At 70.0% G+C, this 18,687-nt stretch carries 19 protein-coding genes; 12 read left to right on the top strand and 7 right to left on the bottom strand.

What is annotated here, in order from left to right; all coding sequences use genetic code 11:
• Positions 1–30: 30 nt before the first annotated feature.
• A complete protein-coding gene (locus tag HD557_RS18135; RefSeq protein WP_008358402.1) occupies positions 31–600 on the bottom strand; it encodes an O-methyltransferase in 570 nt (189 codons plus the stop codon).
• A 267-nt stretch (positions 601–867) separates the two neighbouring features.
• Here HD557_RS18135 and HD557_RS18130 point away from each other — a divergent pair, with 267 nt between their 5' ends.
• The 8 genes from HD557_RS18130 to HD557_RS18090 all read left to right on the top strand — a co-directional run bounded on the left by HD557_RS18130 (position 868) and on the right by HD557_RS18090 (position 9,855).
• Positions 868–1,023 carry a hypothetical protein gene (locus HD557_RS18130; RefSeq protein ID WP_008358400.1) on the top strand — a complete coding sequence of 52 codons (156 nt, stop codon included), beginning with the start codon at positions 868–870 and terminating at the stop codon, positions 1,021–1,023.
• Between the two features lie 9 nt (positions 1,024–1,032).
• Positions 1,033–2,088, top strand: a complete 1,056-nt coding sequence (locus tag HD557_RS18125; protein ID WP_008358399.1) for a 3-isopropylmalate dehydrogenase — start codon at positions 1,033–1,035, stop codon at positions 2,086–2,088.
• 118 nt (positions 2,089–2,206) lie between these two features.
• Positions 2,207–3,286: a branched-chain amino acid aminotransferase gene (locus tag HD557_RS18120; RefSeq protein ID WP_374221688.1), complete on the top strand. Its 1,080-nt coding sequence runs from the start codon at positions 2,207–2,209 to the stop codon at positions 3,284–3,286.
• A 213-nt stretch (positions 3,287–3,499) separates the two neighbouring features.
• Positions 3,500–4,999 (top strand): serine/threonine-protein kinase, encoded by a 1,500-nt coding sequence (locus HD557_RS18115; RefSeq protein WP_196874875.1) that lies wholly within the window; start codon positions 3,500–3,502, stop codon positions 4,997–4,999.
• Between the two features lie 165 nt (positions 5,000–5,164).
• Positions 5,165–6,775, top strand: coding sequence for a citramalate synthase (gene cimA, locus HD557_RS18110; protein ID WP_196874874.1), 1,611 nt, complete (start codon positions 5,165–5,167; stop codon positions 6,773–6,775).
• Between the two features lie 64 nt (positions 6,776–6,839).
• Complete coding sequence (locus HD557_RS18105; protein ID WP_196874873.1) at positions 6,840–7,379, top strand: NADPH-dependent FMN reductase; 540 nt, start codon at positions 6,840–6,842, stop codon at positions 7,377–7,379.
• 103 nt (positions 7,380–7,482) lie between these two features.
• Positions 7,483–8,439 (top strand): GNAT family N-acetyltransferase, encoded by a 957-nt coding sequence (locus HD557_RS28370; RefSeq protein WP_231380354.1) that lies wholly within the window; start codon positions 7,483–7,485, stop codon positions 8,437–8,439.
• A gap of 9 nt (positions 8,440–8,448) precedes the next feature.
• Entirely contained in the window at positions 8,449–9,855 is a 1,407-nt protein-coding gene (locus tag HD557_RS18090) for an amidase (RefSeq protein WP_196874872.1), read from the top strand.
• Positions 9,856–9,975: 120 nt separating this feature from the next.
• On the opposite strand, the gene HD557_RS18085 is transcribed toward HD557_RS18090, so the two are convergent.
• Genes HD557_RS18085 through HD557_RS18075 form a run of 3 tightly spaced genes read right to left on the bottom strand, consistent with a single transcriptional unit; the run spans position 9,976 to position 11,883 of the window.
• Entirely contained in the window at positions 9,976–10,581 is a 606-nt protein-coding gene (locus tag HD557_RS18085) for a CbiQ family ECF transporter T component (protein WP_196874871.1), read from the bottom strand.
• Positions 10,578–11,282 carry an energy-coupling factor ABC transporter ATP-binding protein gene (locus tag HD557_RS18080; RefSeq protein ID WP_196874870.1) on the bottom strand — a complete coding sequence of 235 codons (705 nt, stop codon included), beginning with the start codon at positions 11,280–11,282 and terminating at the stop codon, positions 10,578–10,580. The genes HD557_RS18085 and HD557_RS18080 overlap by 4 nt, the downstream gene beginning before the upstream one ends.
• On the bottom strand, positions 11,275–11,883 hold the full coding sequence (locus tag HD557_RS18075) for a biotin transporter BioY (protein WP_196874869.1): 609 nt from the start codon (positions 11,881–11,883) through the stop codon (positions 11,275–11,277). The genes HD557_RS18080 and HD557_RS18075 overlap by 8 nt, the downstream gene beginning before the upstream one ends.
• A 111-nt stretch (positions 11,884–11,994) precedes the next feature.
• On the opposite strand from HD557_RS18075, the gene HD557_RS18070 reads away from it, so the two are divergent.
• Complete coding sequence (locus HD557_RS18070; RefSeq protein ID WP_196874868.1) at positions 11,995–12,564, top strand: TetR/AcrR family transcriptional regulator C-terminal domain-containing protein; 570 nt, start codon at positions 11,995–11,997, stop codon at positions 12,562–12,564.
• Positions 12,565–12,581: 17 nt separating this feature from the next.
• Here the strand turns inward: HD557_RS18070 and HD557_RS18065 are convergent, their stop codons facing one another.
• The 3 genes from HD557_RS18065 to HD557_RS18055 form a co-directional block, all read right to left on the bottom strand.
• Positions 12,582–13,190 carry a pentapeptide repeat-containing protein gene (locus HD557_RS18065; RefSeq protein WP_231380353.1) on the bottom strand — a complete coding sequence of 203 codons (609 nt, stop codon included), beginning with the start codon at positions 13,188–13,190 and terminating at the stop codon, positions 12,582–12,584.
• A 30-nt stretch (positions 13,191–13,220) separates the two neighbouring features.
• Positions 13,221–14,306 (bottom strand): alpha/beta fold hydrolase, encoded by a 1,086-nt coding sequence (locus HD557_RS18060; protein ID WP_008358384.1) that lies wholly within the window; start codon positions 14,304–14,306, stop codon positions 13,221–13,223.
• A 67-nt stretch (positions 14,307–14,373) separates the two neighbouring features.
• A complete protein-coding gene (locus tag HD557_RS18055) occupies positions 14,374–15,219 on the bottom strand; it encodes a 3-methyladenine DNA glycosylase (RefSeq protein ID WP_307785656.1) in 846 nt (281 codons plus the stop codon).
• A gap of 70 nt (positions 15,220–15,289) precedes the next feature.
• On the opposite strand from HD557_RS18055, the gene HD557_RS18050 reads away from it, so the two are divergent.
• The 3 genes from HD557_RS18050 to HD557_RS18040 are packed head-to-tail and all read left to right on the top strand — an operon-like array spanning position 15,290 to position 18,600.
• Positions 15,290–16,102 (top strand): fumarylacetoacetate hydrolase family protein, encoded by an 813-nt coding sequence (locus tag HD557_RS18050; RefSeq protein WP_196874865.1) that lies wholly within the window; start codon positions 15,290–15,292, stop codon positions 16,100–16,102.
• Positions 16,103–16,152: 50 nt separating this feature from the next.
• Entirely contained in the window at positions 16,153–17,643 is a 1,491-nt protein-coding gene (gene gltX / locus HD557_RS18045) for a glutamate--tRNA ligase (RefSeq protein WP_231381342.1), read from the top strand.
• An 18-nt stretch (positions 17,644–17,661) separates the two neighbouring features.
• Positions 17,662–18,600 (top strand): CPBP family intramembrane glutamic endopeptidase, encoded by a 939-nt coding sequence (locus tag HD557_RS18040; RefSeq protein WP_196874864.1) that lies wholly within the window; start codon positions 17,662–17,664, stop codon positions 18,598–18,600.
• Positions 18,601–18,687: the final 87 nt, after the last annotated feature.

Genomic DNA, 18,687 nt, shown 5'->3' with positions numbered 1-18,687 from the left:
CGAGGTGACTCGGTGAGCATCGCGGCAGCCTCAGCGCTTGGTGGCGAGCAGGACGCTCGTGTCGGGGGCGACCATCACCTCGACGGTGGTGAAGCGCTCGTCGGTGAGCCACGACTCGCGCAGGCTGTCCACGCGGCCGTAGACGATCGGCGGCCACAGGTCGGTGGGGATGAGGTCGTCGATGACGACGATGCCGCCCTCCTCGACGAGGTCGGCGAGCTGGTCGGGGGAGACCCCGCCCGGGGTCTCGGCGTCCAGGAAGAGCAGTGCGAACGGGCCACGGTCGCGCAGGATCGCCCAGTCGGCAGCGATCACCTCGACCTGCGGGTCGTCGGCGAAGATCTCGGAGGCCTCCTTCGCGAGATGCTCGTCGAGTTCGGCGGAGACGATCTGGGCGGCCGCGCCGCGTACGCCGCTGCGCAGCCACGCGGTGCCGACGCCGCACCCGGTGCCGAACTCCGCCATCGTGCCGCTTCGCGTGGCCGCCAGGGTCGCCAGCAATCGTCCGGTCTCGTTGCGGCAGAACGACACATAGCCCGCGCGACGGGAGACGTCGAAGGCGCGGGTCACGATGTCTGGCAGCTCTGGAGGTGCGCTCACAGGACCAGTCTTCCCGATATCGCGTGTGAGCGCGCGCACGGGTGTCTCGGATAGCGGACCATTCGTCCAGATCGGCTCCCTGGAGGCGTCTCCCGGGTTAACGTCAGAACACCATGCGGAGCATTTTTCTCGTACTCGAGTGCCGCGACGGGGCCCGGCGGTAACGACCGCAGGAGAAGCCACCTCGTCGCGGTGGCTTCCGTCTTCTAAAAGACCCCGGCTTCTCTCCCACACCCCTCTGTTTCCCGAAGTGTGAAGGAAGAAGCCATGTACGCGATGTACCCCGAAAGCCCCGAGTACCGAGAGTGGGGTCCGGCGAGCCACAACCCGGACAACCCGCACAGCGTCGAGAACACGATCGCCGCGGTCCAGCAGGCGCTCGACCTGCGGGACAACGGCGGCCAGCAGCCCGACGACAACTAGTCTCGCCGTATGTCTACGACCAACCTCGCAGTGATCCCCGGCGACGGCATCGGGCCGGAGGTGACCGCCGAGGCGCTGAAGGTGCTCGAGGTCGCTTCTCCGGTGAAGTTCGAGCAGACCCGATACGACCTGGGCGCCGAGCGCTATCTCGCCACCGGTGAGGTGCTTCCCGAGTCCGTTCTCGCCGAGATCAAGGAGCAGGACGCGATCCTGCTCGGCGCGGTCGGCGGCAAGCCCAACGACCCGAACCTGCCTCCCGGCATCCTCGAGCGCGGGCTGCTGCTCAAGCTCCGCTTCGAGCTCGACCACTACGTCAACCTCCGTCCGAGCCGGCTCTTCCCGGGGGCGACCTCCCCGCTGTCGGCCGAGGTGCTGAACAAGGGCGAGATCGACTTCGTGGTCGTGCGCGAGGGCACCGAGGGCCTCTACACCGGCAACGGTGGCGCGATGCGGGTCGGAACCCCGCACGAGGTCGCCACCGAGACCTCGGTCAACACCGCTTACGGCGTGGAGCGGGTCGTACGCGACGCCTTCGCCCGCGCGCAGGCGCGTCCGCGCAAGAAGCTGACGCTGGTCCACAAGACCAACGTCCTCGTCAACGCCGGCTCGCTGTGGTGGCGGATCACCCAGCAGGTCGCCGAGGAGTTCCCCGACGTCACCGTGGACTACCTCCACATCGACGCGGTGATGATCTTCCTCGCCACCGACCCGGCCCGCTTCGACGTGATCGTCACCGACAACATCTTCGGCGACATCATCACCGACCTCGCCGCTGCCATCACCGGCGGCATCGGCCTGGCCGCCTCCGGCAACATCAACTCCACCCGGGAGTTCCCCTCGATGTTCGAGCCCGTCCACGGCTCAGCCCCCGACATCGCCGGCCAGCAGAAGGCGGACCCCACAGCGGCCATCCTGTCCGGGGCCCTTCTGCTCGAGCACCTCGGCCACCCCGAGGCTGCCGCCGCCATCGACGCCGCCGTGCTCGCCGACCTCTCCGAGCGCGGCTCCGAGCCGCGTACGACCTCTGAGGTCGGCGACGCGATCGCCGCGCGCGTAACCAGCTAGACGCTCAACCCTGACGGGGCCGGGCGCAGAGATGCTGCGCCCGGCCCTTCGTCTGTCCTCATCACTTACCCGGCCCGCATTAGCACAGCTCTCGCAGAACAGGACTAATCTCATGCCCATGGAGATCAGCACCACATTGTCGACCCAACCGGCCACCGACAAGCAGCTCGCGGAGGTCCTGGCGAACCCAGGCTTCGGCAACCATTTCACCGACCACATGCTGACCGTCGAGTGGACGCCCGAACAGGGTTGGCACAACGGTCGCATCGAGGCGTACGCACCGATCAGCCTGGACCCGTCGGCAGCAGTGCTGCACTACGCCCAGGAGATCTTCGAGGGCATGAAGGCCTACCGGCATGCCGACGGCTCGATCTGGTCCTTCCGGCCCGAGGCGAACGCCGCCCGGATGGCTCGCTCGAGCGAGCGGCTGGCGCTGCCCGTCCTCGAGATCGAGGACTTCGTGCAGACCGTGTTCGACCTCGTCAAGGTCGACCAGCGCTGGGTGCCCGAGGCGTCCGAGACCGATGAGAAGAGCCTCTACCTGCGGCCGTTCATGTTCGCCTCCGAGGCGTTCCTCGGCGTCCGCCCGGCCCAGCACGTCACCTACATGGTCATCGCCTCGCCCGCCGGCTCCTACTTCAAGGGCGGCGTGAAGCCGGTGCGGATCTGGCTCACCGAGGACTACACCCGCGCCGGCCGCGGCGGCATGGGCGCGGCCAAGACCGGTGGCAACTACGCCTCCTCCCTGGTCGCCCAGGCCGAGGCCTCGGTCAACGGCTGCGACCAGGTCGTGTTCCTGGACGCGCAGGAGGGCAAGTACGTCGAGGAGCTCGGCGGCATGAACCTCTACTTCGTCCACGCCGACGGCCGGATCGTCACCCCCGAGACCGGCACCATCCTCGAGGGCATCACCCGCGCCTCCATCATCGAGCTCGCCGGCAAGCTCGGCTACACCGTCGAGGAGCGCAAGTTCGCCATCGACGAGTGGAAGTCCGGCGTCGAGTCCGGCGAGATCACCGAGGTCTTCGCCTGCGGCACCGCCGCGGTCGTCACCCCGGTCGGTGAGCTCGTCTACAACGGCGGCTCCATCGCCTCCGCCGGCGACGGCGAGGTCTGGAAGACCATCCGCAAGCAGCTGGTCGACATCCAGTTCGGTCGCGCCGAGGACACCTTCGGCTGGATGCGCAAGATCGTCTGACCCTCGACGGCCGAGACGTCAGTCGCGTCGGCCGAGACGACCGGAGCGAGGTCGAGCGGCGAGCTTGCTCGTCCGCTCGCGCCGAGCGAGGGAGTAACCGCGCGTAGCGCGGAAGCGTCACTCCGGTCGGCCGAGGTGGCATGCCCGTGCCACCTCGGCCGACGTACGTGACGTCTCGGCCTGTTGTCGGCCGTGGCCGATAAGGTTTGTGACGTGACGACAGCCCCTCGCCGTCTCCCGGCGAACCAACGGGAGACCGTTGGCGACTACGACCTGCTCTCCCTGCTGGGGCAGGGCGGGATGGGGCGGGTCCACCTGGCCAGCCACCGCACCAGTGGTGAGCGGGTGGCGCTGAAGGTGCTGCGTACGCAGTTCGTGGGTGACGAGGAGGGCCGCCAGCGCCTCGCGCGCGAGGTCTCCTCGCTGCAGCGGGTGCGGAGCCGGTGGGTGGCGGGCGTCGTCGGCGCCGACCCGTGGGGCGAGGTGCCGTGGCTGGCGACCCGCTACGTCCCGGGCCCGACGCTGCACGACCAGATCATCAACGACGGGCCGCTCTCGCGCGAGGACGTCGAGCAGCTGGCCAGCGACCTGGCCGAGGGCATCGCCGACTGCCATGCCGTCGGCGTCCTCCACCGCGACATCAAGCCGGCCAACATCATCATGGAGGGCCGCACCCCGATCCTGATCGACTTCGGTCTGGCCCGTGTCGCCGACGACCCGAAGATCACCGTGACCGGCCTGCTGATCGGCACGCCCGGCTACCTGCCGCCCGAGATCGCGGTGGGCGACCCGGCGACCCCGGCCTCGGACGTGCACTCGTGGGCCTCGGTGGTGACGTACGCAGCGACCGGCCGCCCGCCCTTCGGCGAGGGCAACCCGATGAAGCTGATGGACCGGGCCCGGCGCGGCGAGCACGACCTGGAGGGGGTGCCGCAGCCGCTGCGCGGACTGCTCGGCCAGGCGCTCTCGCCCGACCCCGCCGACCGCCCGACGCTGGACGAGGTCCGCGAGTGGCTGCGTACGCCGCGCCGGCCGTTCGTGCACAAGCCGGTCGAGCAGCTCTCGCTGAGCGACCGGGCCGAGCGGGAGAAGGCGACCACGCCGGTCGCCCCGATCGCCGTGCCGGCGGGCCCGCGACACGATCCCCGGCTGGAGAAGCTGCGCCGAGCGGCCATCTGGCTCGGCCTGCTCGCCTTCGCCGTCGGTGTCATCGCCGCCTTCCCGAGCGTCGGCTTCCTGACCGTGCTCGGCGCGGCCTGGCTGATCCGCGCCGCCACTCTGGCCGCCGGTGACCTGCGCCGCTGGCGCTGGTATCGCGGCCGCAAGTGGCACGACGCGCCTCGGCTCCTGATCGGCGCGCCCTGGCGGCTGGTCCGCTCGCTGCCGAAGACGTTCGTGGTCGGGGTGTGGGGCTTCGGGTTCGTGGTGGCGGCGGTGCTGATCGGCTACGCCCTGCAGCTCTCCCTCGAGGCGGCCCTGGGCCTGGCCGGGCTGGCGTTCGTGCTCGCGTTGTGGACCGGCTCCGGCCGTGACCGGCTGCGCGACCCGGTGACGGCGGTGGTGCGCCGGGTCTCGGCGCGGTGGGTGCCCTGGATCCTCGGGTTCGCCGTGGTCCTCACCCTGGCGCTCTTCCCGATCCAGACCCTCGCCGAGGAGGGCTCGCAGTTCTCCGGCGGCGACGAGCCGTGGTGGGTCGAGCTCCTCGGCTGGTGAGACGCCCGTCCCACGGGAGGAGATTTCGTGGCAGTATCAGGGCTATGACGAACCACGTCATCATCATTCGCTAGCGCGTCGAGCCTTGCCCGACGCGCCACCCTCTCGTTCCCGAGAGGGTTTTTTGTTGCCCAGCCCCAGGTCGACCCCGAGGACACAGAAGCCATGGAATTCCACGTCTACGACACCACTCTGCGCGACGGTGCGCAGCAGGAGGGCCTCAATCTCAGCGTCGCCGACAAGCTCGCGATCGCACGGCACCTCGACGGCCTGGGCGTCGGGTTCATCGAGGGCGGCTGGCCAGGTGCGAACCCGAAGGACACCGAGTTCTTCCGCCGAGCGGTCGACGAGCTCGATCTCAAGCACGCGCGGCTGGCGGCGTTCGGGTCGACCCGCCGGGCCGGGGTGCGGGCGGCCGACGACCCGCAGGTCGCGGCGCTGCGCGACTCGGGGGCGAGCGTCGTCACCCTGGTCGCGAAGTCCCACGACCGCCATGTCGAGCTGGCGCTGCGCACCACCCTCGAGGAGAACCTCGCGATGATCCGCGACACCGTCTCCCACCTGCGCCAGGAGGGCCAGCAGGTCTTCCTCGACGCCGAGCACTTCTTCGACGGCTACCGGGCCAACCGCGACTACGCGATGGAGGTCCTCAGGACCGCCTACGAGGCAGGCGCCGAGGTGGTCGCGCTGTGCGACACCAACGGCGGGATGCTTCCGTCCTGGGTGGCCGACGTCGTCCACGACGTCCGCGAGCACACCCACGGAGCGGTCGGGATCCACTGCCACAACGACACCGGGTGCGCCGTCGCCAACTCGCTGGCCGCCGTGGACGCCGGCGCGATGCACGTCCAGGGCTGCATCAACGGCTACGGCGAGCGTACGGGCAACGCCGACCTCGTCTCCGTCGTCGCCAACCTGCAGCTCAAGCTCGGCCGCGAGGTGCTCCCGACCGGGCTGCTGAGCGAGGCGACCCGCGTTGCTCACGCGGTCGCCGAGGTGACCAACGTGCCGCCCGCCGGCCGGCAGCCGTACGTCGGTGCCTCCGCCTTCACCCACAAGGCCGGGCTGCACGCCTCCGCGATCAAGGTCGACCCCAACCTCTACCAGCACATGGACCCGGCCGGTGTCGGCAACGACATGCGGCTGCTGGTCTCGGACATGGCCGGGCGCGCCTCGATCGAGCTCAAGGGCCGCGAGCTCGGCTACGACCTCTCCGACGACCGTGACCTGGTGACCCGGGTGACCGACCGGGTCAAGGCGCTCGAGGAGCAGGGCTACACCTTCGAGGCGGCCGACGCCTCCTTCGAGCTGCTCCTGATCGAGGAGGTCGAGGGCGCGCGTCCCTCGTTCTTCGACGTCGAGTCGTGGCGGGTCATCTCCGAGGCCCGCGGCGGCGGCCCGGAGGCTGCCTCGACCACCGAGGCGATCGTGAAGATCCATGCCGCCGGCGTACGTCACGTCTCCACGGGGGAGGGCAACGGTCCGGTCAACGCGCTCGACCAGGCGCTGCGCGCCGCGATCACGCGCGCCTTCCCGGTCGTCGCCGACTTCGACCTGATCGACTTCAAGGTGCGGCTCTTCGACCAGGGGCACGGCACCGACGCCAGGACGCGGGTGCTGATCGAGACCTCGGACGGCGTGACGTCGTGGACGACGGTCGGGGTCGGGTCGAACGTGATCGAGGCGTCGTGGGAGGCGCTGGTCGACGGGCTCACCTTCGGCCTGCGCCGGCATGTGGGCGAGACCACACCCTCGGAGGCCGCTGTCTCGGAATGAATCTCCGGACGGAGGACGTTAGACAGTTCAACATTGAACTTTCCGCGTTCTACGAGGAGAACCCGTGACCGACACCCGCATCGCCGTACTCGTTGGCAGCCTCCGCGCCGACTCCATCAACCGCAAGCTCGCCGAGAAGCTCGTCGCCGAGGCGCCTGAGGGTGTCGTGCTGGAGATCGTCGACGGCCTCGCGGAGCTGCCGTTCTTCAACGAGGACCTCGAGGCCGACCCGGGCGAGGCCGTCACCCAGTTCCGCAAGGTGATCGACGCGGCCGACCGCGTCCTCATCGTGACGCCGGAGTACAACGGCACCATGCCCGCCGTGATCAACAACGCGATCGACTGGCTCTCCCGCCCGTACGCCGCCGGCGTGCTCAAGGGCAAGGTCCTGTCGGTCGTCGGCGTCGCCCCGACACCCTACGGCGCCAAGTGGTCCCACGCCGACGCCGCCCGCTCGGCCGGCATCGGTGGCGCCATCGTCGTCGAGGACGCCATCGTCTCCCAGCCGGTCCACGAGATCGACGTCTTCACCGACGCCGACGCCCAGGCCCGCTTCAAGGAGGCCGTCGAGAAGCTCGCGGGCTTCCAGCCCGCAGCCGCCTGAGCCCCATCCAGGCGGCACCACGAGGTCAGGTCTCTCCGGGGGGAGACCTGACCTTCGTCATTTATCGCGTGCGCGATGGGGGTTTCGGCCTTAGGTTGCCGGCATGAGTGGACCCGTGAAGCAGCTCCGAGTGGTGGTCGAGGCGAAGGACTACGAGCAGGCGGTGGCGTTCTACCGCGACACACTCGGCCTTCCCGAGCAGGCCGCCTTCTCCGGCCCCGGCGATGCCCACGTGACGATCCTCGATGCCGGCCGGGCGACGCTCGAGCTCGCCAATCCCGCCCAGCACGCCTACATCGACGAGGTCGAGGTCGGTCGACCGGTGGCCGGACACGTACGCGTGGCGTTCGAGGTCGAGGACTCCGCCGGTGTCACGTCCCGGCTTGTGGAGGGTGGTGCCGCGCTGGTGGCGCCGCCCACCCGCACCCCGTGGGAGTCGCTCAACGCGCGCCTGGACGGCCCCGCCGACCTGCACCTGAGCCTCTTCCAGGAGCTGGGCGAGCCCGTGCTGGCGCCGGACTACCCGATCACCACCGAGCGGCTCCTGCTGCGTCCGATCGACGTCGAACGCGACCTGGAGGACCTGCACGCCTATCTGTCGCGGGAGGATGTGTGCCGTTACATCCCGCCGGTGCCGAAGGACCGCGACGCGTTGCGCGAGTCCTACGCGGCGTGGAAGCGCCCCTCGGTCCTGCGCCGCGAGGGCGAGGTGCTCTGCCTCGGCGTCGAGCACCGGGACAGCGGGCGGCTGATCGGTGATGTCGTGCTCTTCTGGCGCAGCAAGGAGCAGCGGTCGGGAGAGATCGGCTACGCCTTCAACCCGGATTTCCACGGACAGGGCTTCGCCACCGAGACCGCCCGGGCGCTGCTGGGGCTGGCGTTCGACGGGCTCGGCCTGCACCGGGTGACCGCCCGGGTCGACGAGCGCAACGAGGCTTCCGCGCGGGTGATCGAGCGGCTCGGGATGCGCAAGGAGGCGGTCGAGCGGGAGGCCGAGTGGTTCAAGGGGGAGTGGACGACATTGGTGCACTACGCGATGCTCGAGGACGAGTGGCGTTAGTGTGCTGGAGTGGCCGAGCTTCATGATCTGACCGCCCTGGAACAGGGAGAGCTGCTGCATCGATGCGAGGTCTCCCCGGGGGAGCTCGCCGAGCACTATCTCGACAGGATCGCCCGGCTCGACGACGTGGGTGCCTTCGTCACCGTGGCCGAGGAGCGGATCTCGACGTGTGCCCGTGAGCTCGCGGTCAAGCCGGTCGGCGCCTCACCGCTGTGGGGCGTACCCACCGCGATCAAGGACCTCAACCTCACCCGTGGGGTGCGTACGACCTTCGGGTCGGCGGCCTTCGCCTCGTTCGTCCCGGACGTGTCCGACAACGTGACGCTCTCGATCGAGGCGGCCGGGATGATCTCGCTCGGGAAGACCAACACCCCCGAGTTCGGCTCGCCCTGCTACACCGAGCCGGATGTGGCGCCGCCCGCCGTCACCCCCTGGGACCGTGCGCGGATCGCCGGCGGCTCCTCCGGAGGTGCTGCCGCGGCGGTGGCCGCCGGGCTCGTGCCGGTCGCGCAGGGGTCCGACGGCGGCGGCTCGATCCGGATCCCGGCCTCGTGCTGCGGTCTGGTCGGCCTGAAGCCGACCCGCGGGCGGATCTCGCCGTCGCCGATGTACGGCGACGCGGCCGGTCTCGCCGCCGCCGGCCCGATCGCCCGGACCGTACGGGACGCTGCGGCCTTCCTCGACGTGCTCGCGGGGCGGCGTACGGGGGACCCGTTCTGGGCCCCGGAGGAGCAGCTCCCGTTCCTGGACGCCTGTGATCGGCCGCCGGGGCGGCTGCGCATCGCCCGGTTCATCGAACCGCTGATCGCCCCGACCACGGTCGACCCCGAGTGCGTCACGGCGTGGGAGAACGCCTCCACGCTGCTGGAGTCGCTGGGCCACGAGATCGTCGACATCCCGCGGCCGCTGCCGGTCGAGGCGGTCGCGGTCTTCGAGACCGTCTGGGCCGTCGGGACCGCGATGGCGGTCGTGAACCTCACCCCTGACCAGCGCTCTCAGATCCGGCCGCTGACCCGCTGGCTCACCGAGCGGGGAGAGGCGGTCAGCGGCCCGGAGTTCGGCCTGGCGATCGCGGAGCTGCGCCGCTTCGCCGCGATGGCGCTCGAGGCGCTGGCCCCCTACGACGCTGTGCTGACGCCGACGCTCGCCACCCCGCCGCCGAAGGTCGGCGCGATCCGTGACGACGCCGATCCCGCCGGCGACTTCCAGGCCCAGAAGGAGTTCACCCCCTGGACCTCGGCCTGGAACGTCACCGGCATGCCCGCCATCTCCCTGCCCCTCCACTGGACCCCCTCCGGCCTCCCGGTCGGCGTCATGCTCGCCGCCCGTCCCGCCGAGGAGTCCCTCCTGCTCTCCCTCTCGGCGCAGATCGAGGACGCCGCTCTCTGGGACCACCGCCTCCCGCCCGGCTGGTGACCCCTCGCCGAGACCGCCGAAATGGCGAGCCGAATCTGTAGTTGTGGGTGACGAGAGTCGACTTTCGTCACCCACAACTACAGATTCGGCCGCCAGAACTACCGATTCGGCTGGGGATGGTCAGTCGCCGAGACCCCGGGCCTTGAGGGCGTCGCCGGTCTCGTGGGCGCGCGCGACGACGCGGATGACGAAGGGGGTGAGGTAGGCCCCGGGGGAGCGGCCGAGGCCGCGGGCGCGGGCGGCGTCGCGGGTCTCCTGGGCGAGGGTGAGGGTGCCGGGGAGGGCCTGGATGGCCATCGAGATCGTGAGCGCGACCCGCTCCGGGTCGAGCCCGACGCGGCGCAGCGGGCGGATCCAGTGGACCACGGCATCGAGCATCTCGGTGGTCGGCGTGGTGACGGTCAGGGTGAGCGCCACCAGGGCGAGCGAGACCAGGTCGAGCAGCGACTCCACCGCCCGTGGCAAGGTGAAGAGCCACCACTGCAGGAGCGCGACCACCACGGCGATGACGAGTACGGCACGCAGCGCCCGCGCGGTGGCGGCCAGGTCGAGCCGGCCGACGAGGGCGAGCACCACGGCAACCGCGAGGAAGGCGACGGCGAGGATCGGTCCGCGCAGCGCGACGATCGCCACGCTGATGATGGCCAGGCCGAGCAGCTTGGCGCCCACCGGAAGCCGGTGGAGCACGGTGTCACCCGGGCGGTAGATGCCGACGGTCATGCTCATCCCGCGCTGACCGCCTGCACGTAGTGCGCAACCGCGGCGTCGGCATCCCCGTCGAAGCACACCCGGCCGTCCTCGACGACGAGGACGCGGTCGCAGCGGCGTACGAGGTCGAGGTCGTGGGTGACGAGGACCAGCTGCTGCGGCAGCGAGAAGAGCAGGTCACCGACCATCCGGGTGTTGCGCAGGTCGAGCAGCGTGGTCGGCTCGTCGGTGACCAGCACGTCCGGCGAGGTGGCGAGCACACCGGCGAGGGCGAGCAGCTGACGCTGGCCCCCGGACAGCGCATGCACGCTCACCTCGGCCCGCTCGGAGAGTCCGAAGCGGGCCAGGGTCTCGAGGGCGACCTGCTTGCGGCGTACGCGATCCTTCACGGTCCGGCGCAGCGACAGCTCGACGTCCTCGACACAGGTCGGCATGACCAGCTGGGCGGCGGGATCGGTGAAGGTGAACCCGACGCGGCGGCGTACGGCAGCACCCTGACGAGCCACGTCGAGCCCGTCGACGGTGACGCGCCCGGCGCTCGGCAGCACCAGCCCGTTGATGAGACGGGCGAGGGTCGACTTGCCCGAGCCGTTGCTGCCGACGATCCCGATGCGCTGCTCGGTCAGCGACAGCGTGGTCGGCTGCAGGATGGTGCGTGAGCCGCCGAGATCCGGGGACTCGACCCGGACCTCGGCGGCCTCGAAGCGGATCTCAGGCACGTCGGGCGAGCAGCTTCGGGAAGGCGCGGTGGACCTGCGAGGCGACGACCGCGGCGACGGCCGCCTTGATGAAGTCGCCGATCCAGTAGGGAGCGTCGAACGCCGCCGCCTCGGGCAGGCCGACGTGGAGCACGAGGGCCATCCCGATGATCCCGCCGACGTGGTTGATCACGACGCCCACGACGCAGGCGGCGAAGACGAGGAGGGGGTTGGTGCGGCGGGCGCGCAGGACGTACTTCACGAGCATGCCGACGGCGAGCACCATGATCGGGAACGACCACAGGTAGCCGCCGGTCACCCCGACGAAGACGCCGGGGCCGGAGGCGTGGCCGGCGAAGACGGGCAGCCCGGCGACACCGAGGACCAGGTAGAGCACCACCGCGGCCGTGCCGCGCAGCGGACCCAGCAGGGCACCGGTCAGCAGCAGCGCGAAGCCCTGCAGCGTCAGCGGGACGCCCGCGCCGCCCATCGGGATGGCGGCGAGGTAGGAGCAGACGGCGATCAGGGCCGCGAACGCGGCGATCAGCGCGAGGTCGGTGGTGTCCAGACGCGACGCCTTGGCCGCGGGGGTCTTGTCCGTGCTTGTGGGGGACTCGGTCATACTCGCTCCTGCGTACTCAGACCTGAACCTTGGTCAGGTGAACGGTGTTCAGGTTAAGGTCGACGTACGTCTTCGTCCACTTCGTCCCACCACCCGGCCCCTGGGAGCAACATGCGATACCGCCGTGAGGACGTCGTCGCCCGCGCGCTCGAGGTTCTCGACGACTACGGTCTCGCCGACCTGACCATGCGCCGCCTGGGCACCGAGCTGGGCGTACGTCCCAGCGCGCTCTACCACCACTTCGCCAACAAGCAGTCCCTGCTGGCCGCGGTGGCCGACGAGATCCTGCTCCGGGGACGCCACGAGCAGACGGGAGCCTGGGACGTACGCGTCACCGGTGTCTGCACCGACCTGCGCGACTCGCTCCTGGCCTACCGCGACGGTGCCGAGGTGGTCGCCACCGTGTGGGCCTTCGGGCTCGGCGCCACACAGCCCTACGACGACCTCGTCGCGGCGCTGAACGACGGTGGCCTCGGCGACCTCGCCCCGACCGCCGCCCGCACCCTGCTCCACTTCGTCTACGGCCACGCCGTCGACGAGCAGACCCACCGCCAGGCCGCCGCCGCGGGCGCCATCGAGGACGACGTACGCGACACCGACGACTTCATCACCGGCCTCGGCCTGATCGCCGCCGGCATCTCCATGGCCAAGGCCGTCCGCGAGGCCTCGGCCGACCGCTGAGGTCGCGGCGCTCGCGGTCAGACCGAGTCGACCTCCGCGCCGTGCAGCTCGGCGAGCAGCACGGCTCCGGCGAGGTCGAGCTTCGTGCCGCGCAGCGATGCCACGGTGAGGTCGACGCGGTCGAGGTCGGCGCCGCGGAGATCGGCGCCGTGCAGCGTTGTCTCCTGGACCGTGGCTCCGCCGAGCTGCGCGTCTCGCAGCACCGCGTCGGTGAGGTCGGCCAGCGACAGGTCGGCATCGCGAAGATCCAGCCCGGAGAGGTCGAGCCGGGCGAGGTTGGCTCCGCGCAGCGAGACCCCGCGCCAGACGCCTCCGGTGACCTTCAGCGGCCGCAGGGTGCAGTCCGAGAACTCGGTGCCACTGAGCTTGCAGCCGTCGAAGGTCGCGTCGAAGAAGTTGGTCCGCCGGAAGTCGCAGCCGACGAATGCCGAGCCGACGTGGGTCGAGGCGTTGAACCGGCCGCCGTGGAAGACGCAGTTCTCGAAGAGCGCGGCCGACGTCGTCGCCTCGGTCAGGTCGACGTCGGTGAAGACGCAGTCGACGAACCTCGCCCCGGTGAGATCTGCTGCGTACCAGTCCTCGCTGCGGAAGTGCTCGTCGGTCGCCTCGGCGGGTGGGTTCGACATGGCGCCCACCCTGCCACCGACCACCGACACTCAGTCGTGCCGGCCGAACCAGTCGTCGAGGAGCGGCCAGGTGGTCTCACGCGCAGCACGGCCGGTGAGCAGGCCGAGATGGCCGCCCGGAACGACCTCGAAGCGGAGCTCCTTGGCGCTGGTGAGCAGATCGACCAGCGGCCGGACCGAGGCGACAGGCCCGATGCCGTCGTTGGCACCCGCGACGACGATGGTGGGCTGCTTGATGTCGCGCAGGTCGACGATGTGGTCGCCGAGATCGATCTTCCCGCCGAACAGCGCGTTGGTGCGGAAGAAATGGTGGTAGAGCTGCCCGAACGTCCGCCCCGGGTAGGCGATGATGTTGTCGGTGAACCGGTCGACCGCCTCGAGCTGGGCGAGGAACTCGCGGTCGGCCAGGTTGGACAGCTTCGCCACCGGCTTGGTGAACATCTTATCGACCGACGAGAGCTGAAAAGCCCACCTGACCAGCGGCTTCGGGGCGCCTCCGAAGGCCTGGTAGGCGGTGGTGACCAGGTTGCCCGGAGGCAGGTTGAGCAGCGGCCGCAGCGGCGCGATCAACGGCACCTGACGTACGTCGCAGGGCGAGCCGAGCACCGCGAGCGAGGCGATCGGGAGGTCGGGGGAGTCGGCGGCGGCGAGCATCGCGAAGATCCCGCCGAGCGACCAGCCGACCACGTGCACCGGCCGCCCGCCCGCGTGCTCGGAGACCGACCGGACCGCCTCCGGCACCACGTGGGAGATCCAGTGCTCGATGCCGAGGCTGCGGTCGGCGAAGTTCACCTCGCCGTACTCGACCAGATAGGTCGGCCGGTTCGTCTCCACCAGGTGCTCGACGACCGAGCAGCCTCGCCGCAGGTCGTAGCAGAGCGCCGGCGCCGCCAGCGGCGTCACCAGCAGCACCGGGTCGCCCTCCGGGGTCGCCCCGCGCACCGGCCGGTAGTGGTAGAGCTCGCGCCTGGTGCCGTCGTCGATCAGCGTGCGCGGCATCGGCCGAAGGTCGGCGAGCCCACCGTAGAGCAGCGAGTGCGCGACGTTCCCCGCGGCGGCGCCGACCGTGGTGGTGATCGAGGCGGCAGCTTTTCGGGGGCGGGGAATGATGGCCATTATGGGATTAACGTATCCCGTTGATCGAGGTCACGCCGGGAGGAGCGTGCTCCGCATGTGACGTCCGTTACGCCTCGAGGAGCCGCTCGCACTCGGCGATCAGGCGCTCCCGGAGCGGAGCGGCACGCTCGGCGAAGGCGCGCTGGGCGGCGGCGTACTCCTGCTTCCCGGCGGCCGTCTCGATCCGGATCGGGTCGAGGCCGAGCTCGGCGAGGTCGTAGGGAGCGGCCTTCATGTCCATGGTGCGGATCTCCCAGGCGAGCTCGAAGCAGTCGGCGACGAGGTCGGAGGAGATCAGCGGCGAGAGCCGGAAGGCGTGCTTGTAGAGGTCCATGTTGCCGTGCAGGCATCCCGGTTGCTCGAAGGCGGCGCGATCGTCCGATCGTGGCGAGAGGGTGTTGAGCGGTGCGGCCGGGGGAGTGAAGAAGCGGTACGCGTCGAAGTGGCTGCACGCGATGCGGTGGGACTCGACGACGCGGTCGGTGCCGGCGGTTCCCAACCGCAAGGGCCAGTCGGCGTGGCGTACCTGCTCCGGGGTCAGCCGATAGACCATCGCCCACTCGTGCAGGCCGAAGCAGCCGAAGTTGCCGTCGCGCGAAGCGGTCGCCCGAAGGAGCTTCAGCAGCGTCTCGACGAGCAGGCGCTTGTCGGCGAGGAACTCAAGAGAGACCGTGCCGTTCGAATAGCCGCGCAGATCCGCGTACTCCGCTGCGTCCGACAGCGTCACCCCGAACCCCGGGTGCCAGCGCAGCAGCTGAGCGGGGCGGTAGGAGTAGTAGGTGAAGAGGAAGTCGTTGACCGGGTGCTTGACCCGGGCGCCGCGGCGGGCGAGATGCGGCTCGACGTAGGGCGCCAGGCGCGCGTGGTGGGCGGCCGCGCGAGCGGTCCACTCCGAACGCGACAGCACCTCCACGACGTACAAGCCTACGAAGGCGGCGCATCGTGAAGTGAATCGTGGCGACGGGTCCGGATAGGCTCAGCCTGTGCGCATCGCCAGATTCACGACCAAGGGTGGCGAGCCCCAGTTCGGCGTCGTCATGGGGGACCTAGACGGCTACGGCCAGCTCAGCGAGGACGCGACCGTGGTCGCGCTCCAGGGCGACCCGCTGTTCTCGGGCATCAACCTCACCGATCAGGTCCACAAGTTCGACGACGTCAAGCTGCTCGCGCCGGTGATCCCGCGCAGCAAGGTGGTCGCGGTCGCCCGCAACTACGCCAAGCACGCCGCCGAGCTGGGCAACGAGGTGCCGGAGGAGCCGCTCTTCTTCATCAAGCCCAACACCGCGGTGTGCGGCCCGAACGACGCGATCCAGCGGCCGGCGGGTGTCGAGGACCTGCACTACGAGGGTGAGCTCGCGATCGTGATCGGCCGGATCTGCCGCGATGTCCCGGCGGAGAAGGTGAAGGACGTCATCTACGGGATGACCGTGGCCAACGACGTCACCGCGCGCGACGTCCAGCGCCGCCTCAAGCACTTCTCCCAGGCGAAGGGCTACGACACCTTCTGCCCGCTCGGCCCCTGGATCGAGACCGAGGTCGAGCCGGAGCAGCTCGCGGCCGGCGTACGTATCCAGACATTCCTCAACGGCGACGTCGTCCAGGACGGGTCCACGAAGGACCTCGTCCACGACATCCCCAAGCTGATCGCCCACATCAGCAGCGTGATGACGCTGCTGCCGGGCGATGTGATCCTCACCGGCACCCCCGAGGGTGTCGGCCCCATGGAGCCCGGCGACGAGATCGAGATCTTCGTCGAGGGGCTCGGAGCTCTGACGAACAAGGTGGCACAGCGTTGACTGGCAATGAAGTGATCGGCACACTCGAGCCCAAGGACTACCGGGTCCGGATGGCACCTTCGCCGACGGGCTCGCCCCACGTCGGCCTGGTCCGGACGGCCCTGTTCAACTGGGCCTTCGCCCGCCACCACGGCGGCACCTTCGTCTTCCGCATCGAGGACACCGACAAGGCGCGCAACACCCAGGAGTCCTACGACGGGCTCATCGACCTGATGCGCTGGCTCGGCCTCGACTGGGACGAGGGGGTCGAGGTCGGCGGCCCCTACGGCCCCTACCGCCAGTCGGAGCGCTCGGAGATCTACGCCGACGCCCTCGGCCGGCTGCGCGCCTCCTCCCACGTCTACGAGTGCTACTGCACCGGCGAGGAGGTCACCGCCCGCTACGAAGAGCGGCTCGCCGCCTACAAGGCCGCGAAGGCCGCCGGCGAGAAGGGCGAGGCGCCCGCTCAGGGCTACGACAACCACTGCCGCGACCTGAGCGAGGACCAGATCAAGGCGTACGAGGCGGAGGGCCGCTCCTCGGTCCCGCGGTTCCGCATGCCCGACGGCTCGATCACCTTCGACGACCTCGTCCGCGGCGAGGTGACCTTCGAGACCAAGCACGTCCCCGACTACGCGCTCGCGCGCGCCAACGGCGACCCGCTCTACACGCTCACCGCGCCGGTCGACGACGCCACCATGAACATCACCCACGTCTTCCGCGGTGAGGACCTGCTCTCCTCGACCCCGCGGCAGATCGCGCTCTTCGACGCCTTCGTCGAGATCGGCCTGGCCGAGCGCGCACCGGCCTACGGTCACCTGCCCTACGTCATGGGCCAGGGCAACAAGAAGCTCTCCAAGCGCGACCCCGAGGCGCACGCGCTGAAGTACCGCGAGGAGGGGTTCCTGCCCGAGGGGCTGCTCAACTACGTGGCGCTGCTCGGCTGGGCGATCGCGGCCGACCGCGACATCTTCACCATGGAGGAGATGGTCGAGGCCTTCGAGATCTCCGACGTGGTCAAGAACCCGGCCCGCTTCGACATCAAGAAGGCCGAGGCGATCAACGCCTCCCACATGCGGCTGCTGCCGGTCGAGGAGATCACCCACCGGGTGATTCCCTACCTCAAGGCCGACGGCGTCATCGGTGACCCGGTGCACGACGCCGACGCGCAGATGCTCGAGGCCGCGATGCCGCTGGTCGCCGAGCGGATCAACAAGCTCGGCGAGGCCTCCGACATGCTGCGGTTCCTCTTCGTCCCCGAGGCCGACTTCGCCCTCGACGAGGAGGACGCCGCCAAGCTGCTCGACGAGGAGGGTCTGGGTGTCGTCCGGGCGTCGCACGACGCCCTTGCCGGTCTCTCCACCTGGTCGACGGCCGCCATCCAGGACGCACTGACCGCGGCCCTGATCGACGGTCTCGGGCTCAAGCCGCGCAAGGCGTACGGCCCGGTGCGGGTCGCGGTCACCGGCAAGCGGATCAGTCCGCCGCTGTTCGAATCCATGGAGCTGCTCGGCCGGGAGCGTACGCTGGGGCGCCTGAAGGCGGTTCTCGGGAGGAGCTGACGTGGCAGGACGGGCAGGATGAGCACGGTCATGGAGCCGCCCTCGGGACTGGCGTACTACCAGGTGCAGCGCAGCGGGCGCAGCGGCTGGGGGCGCCCCCTGGTCGGACTCATCCTGATCGGACTGTGCGTCTTCTTCGTCTCGCCGGCGGTGGTGCTGGTCGGCTTCGAGGTCTTCTTCGTGCTCACCGGCGACGACGTCGCCACCGGGATGGCCCGGGTCGCCGACGTGGAGAACGTCACCCCGGAGTCGCTGGCCTTCCTGCTGCTCTCGCTCGCCGGGGCGATCCCGGCGGCGATGCTGCTGTGCTGGGCGCTGCACGGGCTTCGGCCGGGGTGGCTCGCCTCGGTCGAGCGACGGATCCGCTGGCCGTGGCTGCTGCAGTGTCTCGGGATCGCGGCGATCACCATGGTCGTCACCGTCATCATCGCCTCGCGGCTGCCGATCCCCGGCGACGATCTCGGGCCCAGCACGCTCAACCCCTACACGAGCACGATGCGCGACTTCGTGCTCGTGATCGTGCTGCTCACCCCGCTGCAGGCGGCGGGGGAGGAGTACCTCTTCCGTGGCTACATCTTCCAGACCTTCGGCTCGCTCTTCGGCGGGATGGCCTGGGCGCGCACCGTCTCGGTGACGATCACCGCGCTGCTGTTCGCCTCCGCCCACGGATCCCAGGACCTCCCGCTGTTCCTGGACCGGTTCGCCTTCGGGATCGTCGCCGGCATCTGCGTGATTGCGACCGGTGGCATCGAGGCCGGCATCGCGATGCACGTCCTCAACAACTTCGTCAGCCTCGGCATGGCGGTCGCCTTCGGCGACATCTCGGCGGTGCTCAACACCTCCGAGGGGTCGTGGTGGCGGATCCCGGTCACCCTGGTCCAGTCGGGCGTCTTCCTGGCGCTGACCGTGTGGGCGGCGCGATCAGCAGGCCTGTCGACCACGACGAAGAGCGTCTAGGGCGTGCCGATTTCGTCGCCGGGGGACCTCGCCGGTAATGTTTCCTCTCGGTTCGAGGGAGAAATCCCCAGGGCCAGATCGTCCTTG

The organism is Nocardioides luteus (genome assembly GCF_015752315.1).
Taxonomy (GTDB): domain Bacteria; phylum Actinomycetota; class Actinomycetes; order Propionibacteriales; family Nocardioidaceae; genus Nocardioides.
The sequence above is the reverse complement of the archived record's forward strand: the minus strand, read 5'-3'. Positions and strand labels throughout refer to the sequence as shown.

Coding starts and splice junctions, on each gene's coding strand:
- HD557_RS18130 (WP_008358400.1), top strand. CDS start 868: ATGTACGCGATGTACCCCGAAAGCCCCGAGTACCGAGAGTGGGGTCCG.
- HD557_RS18125 (WP_008358399.1), top strand. CDS start 1,033: ATGTCTACGACCAACCTCGCAGTGATCCCCGGCGACGGCATCGGGCCG.
- HD557_RS18120 (WP_374221688.1), top strand. CDS start 2,207: ATGGAGATCAGCACCACATTGTCGACCCAACCGGCCACCGACAAGCAG.
- cimA (WP_196874874.1), top strand. CDS start 5,165: ATGGAATTCCACGTCTACGACACCACTCTGCGCGACGGTGCGCAGCAG.
- HD557_RS28370 (WP_231380354.1), top strand. CDS start 7,483: ATGAGTGGACCCGTGAAGCAGCTCCGAGTGGTGGTCGAGGCGAAGGAC.
- HD557_RS18085 (WP_196874871.1), bottom strand. CDS start 10,581: ATGAGCATGACCGTCGGCATCTACCGCCCGGGTGACACCGTGCTCCAC.
- HD557_RS18075 (WP_196874869.1), bottom strand. CDS start 11,883: ATGACCGAGTCCCCCACAAGCACGGACAAGACCCCCGCGGCCAAGGCG.
- HD557_RS18070 (WP_196874868.1), top strand. CDS start 11,995: ATGCGATACCGCCGTGAGGACGTCGTCGCCCGCGCGCTCGAGGTTCTC.
- HD557_RS18065 (WP_231380353.1), bottom strand. CDS start 13,190: ATGTCGAACCCACCCGCCGAGGCGACCGACGAGCACTTCCGCAGCGAG.
- HD557_RS18060 (WP_008358384.1), bottom strand. CDS start 14,306: ATGGCCATCATTCCCCGCCCCCGAAAAGCTGCCGCCTCGATCACCACC.
- gltX (WP_231381342.1), top strand. CDS start 16,153: ATGGCACCTTCGCCGACGGGCTCGCCCCACGTCGGCCTGGTCCGGACG.
- HD557_RS18040 (WP_196874864.1), top strand. CDS start 17,662: ATGAGCACGGTCATGGAGCCGCCCTCGGGACTGGCGTACTACCAGGTG.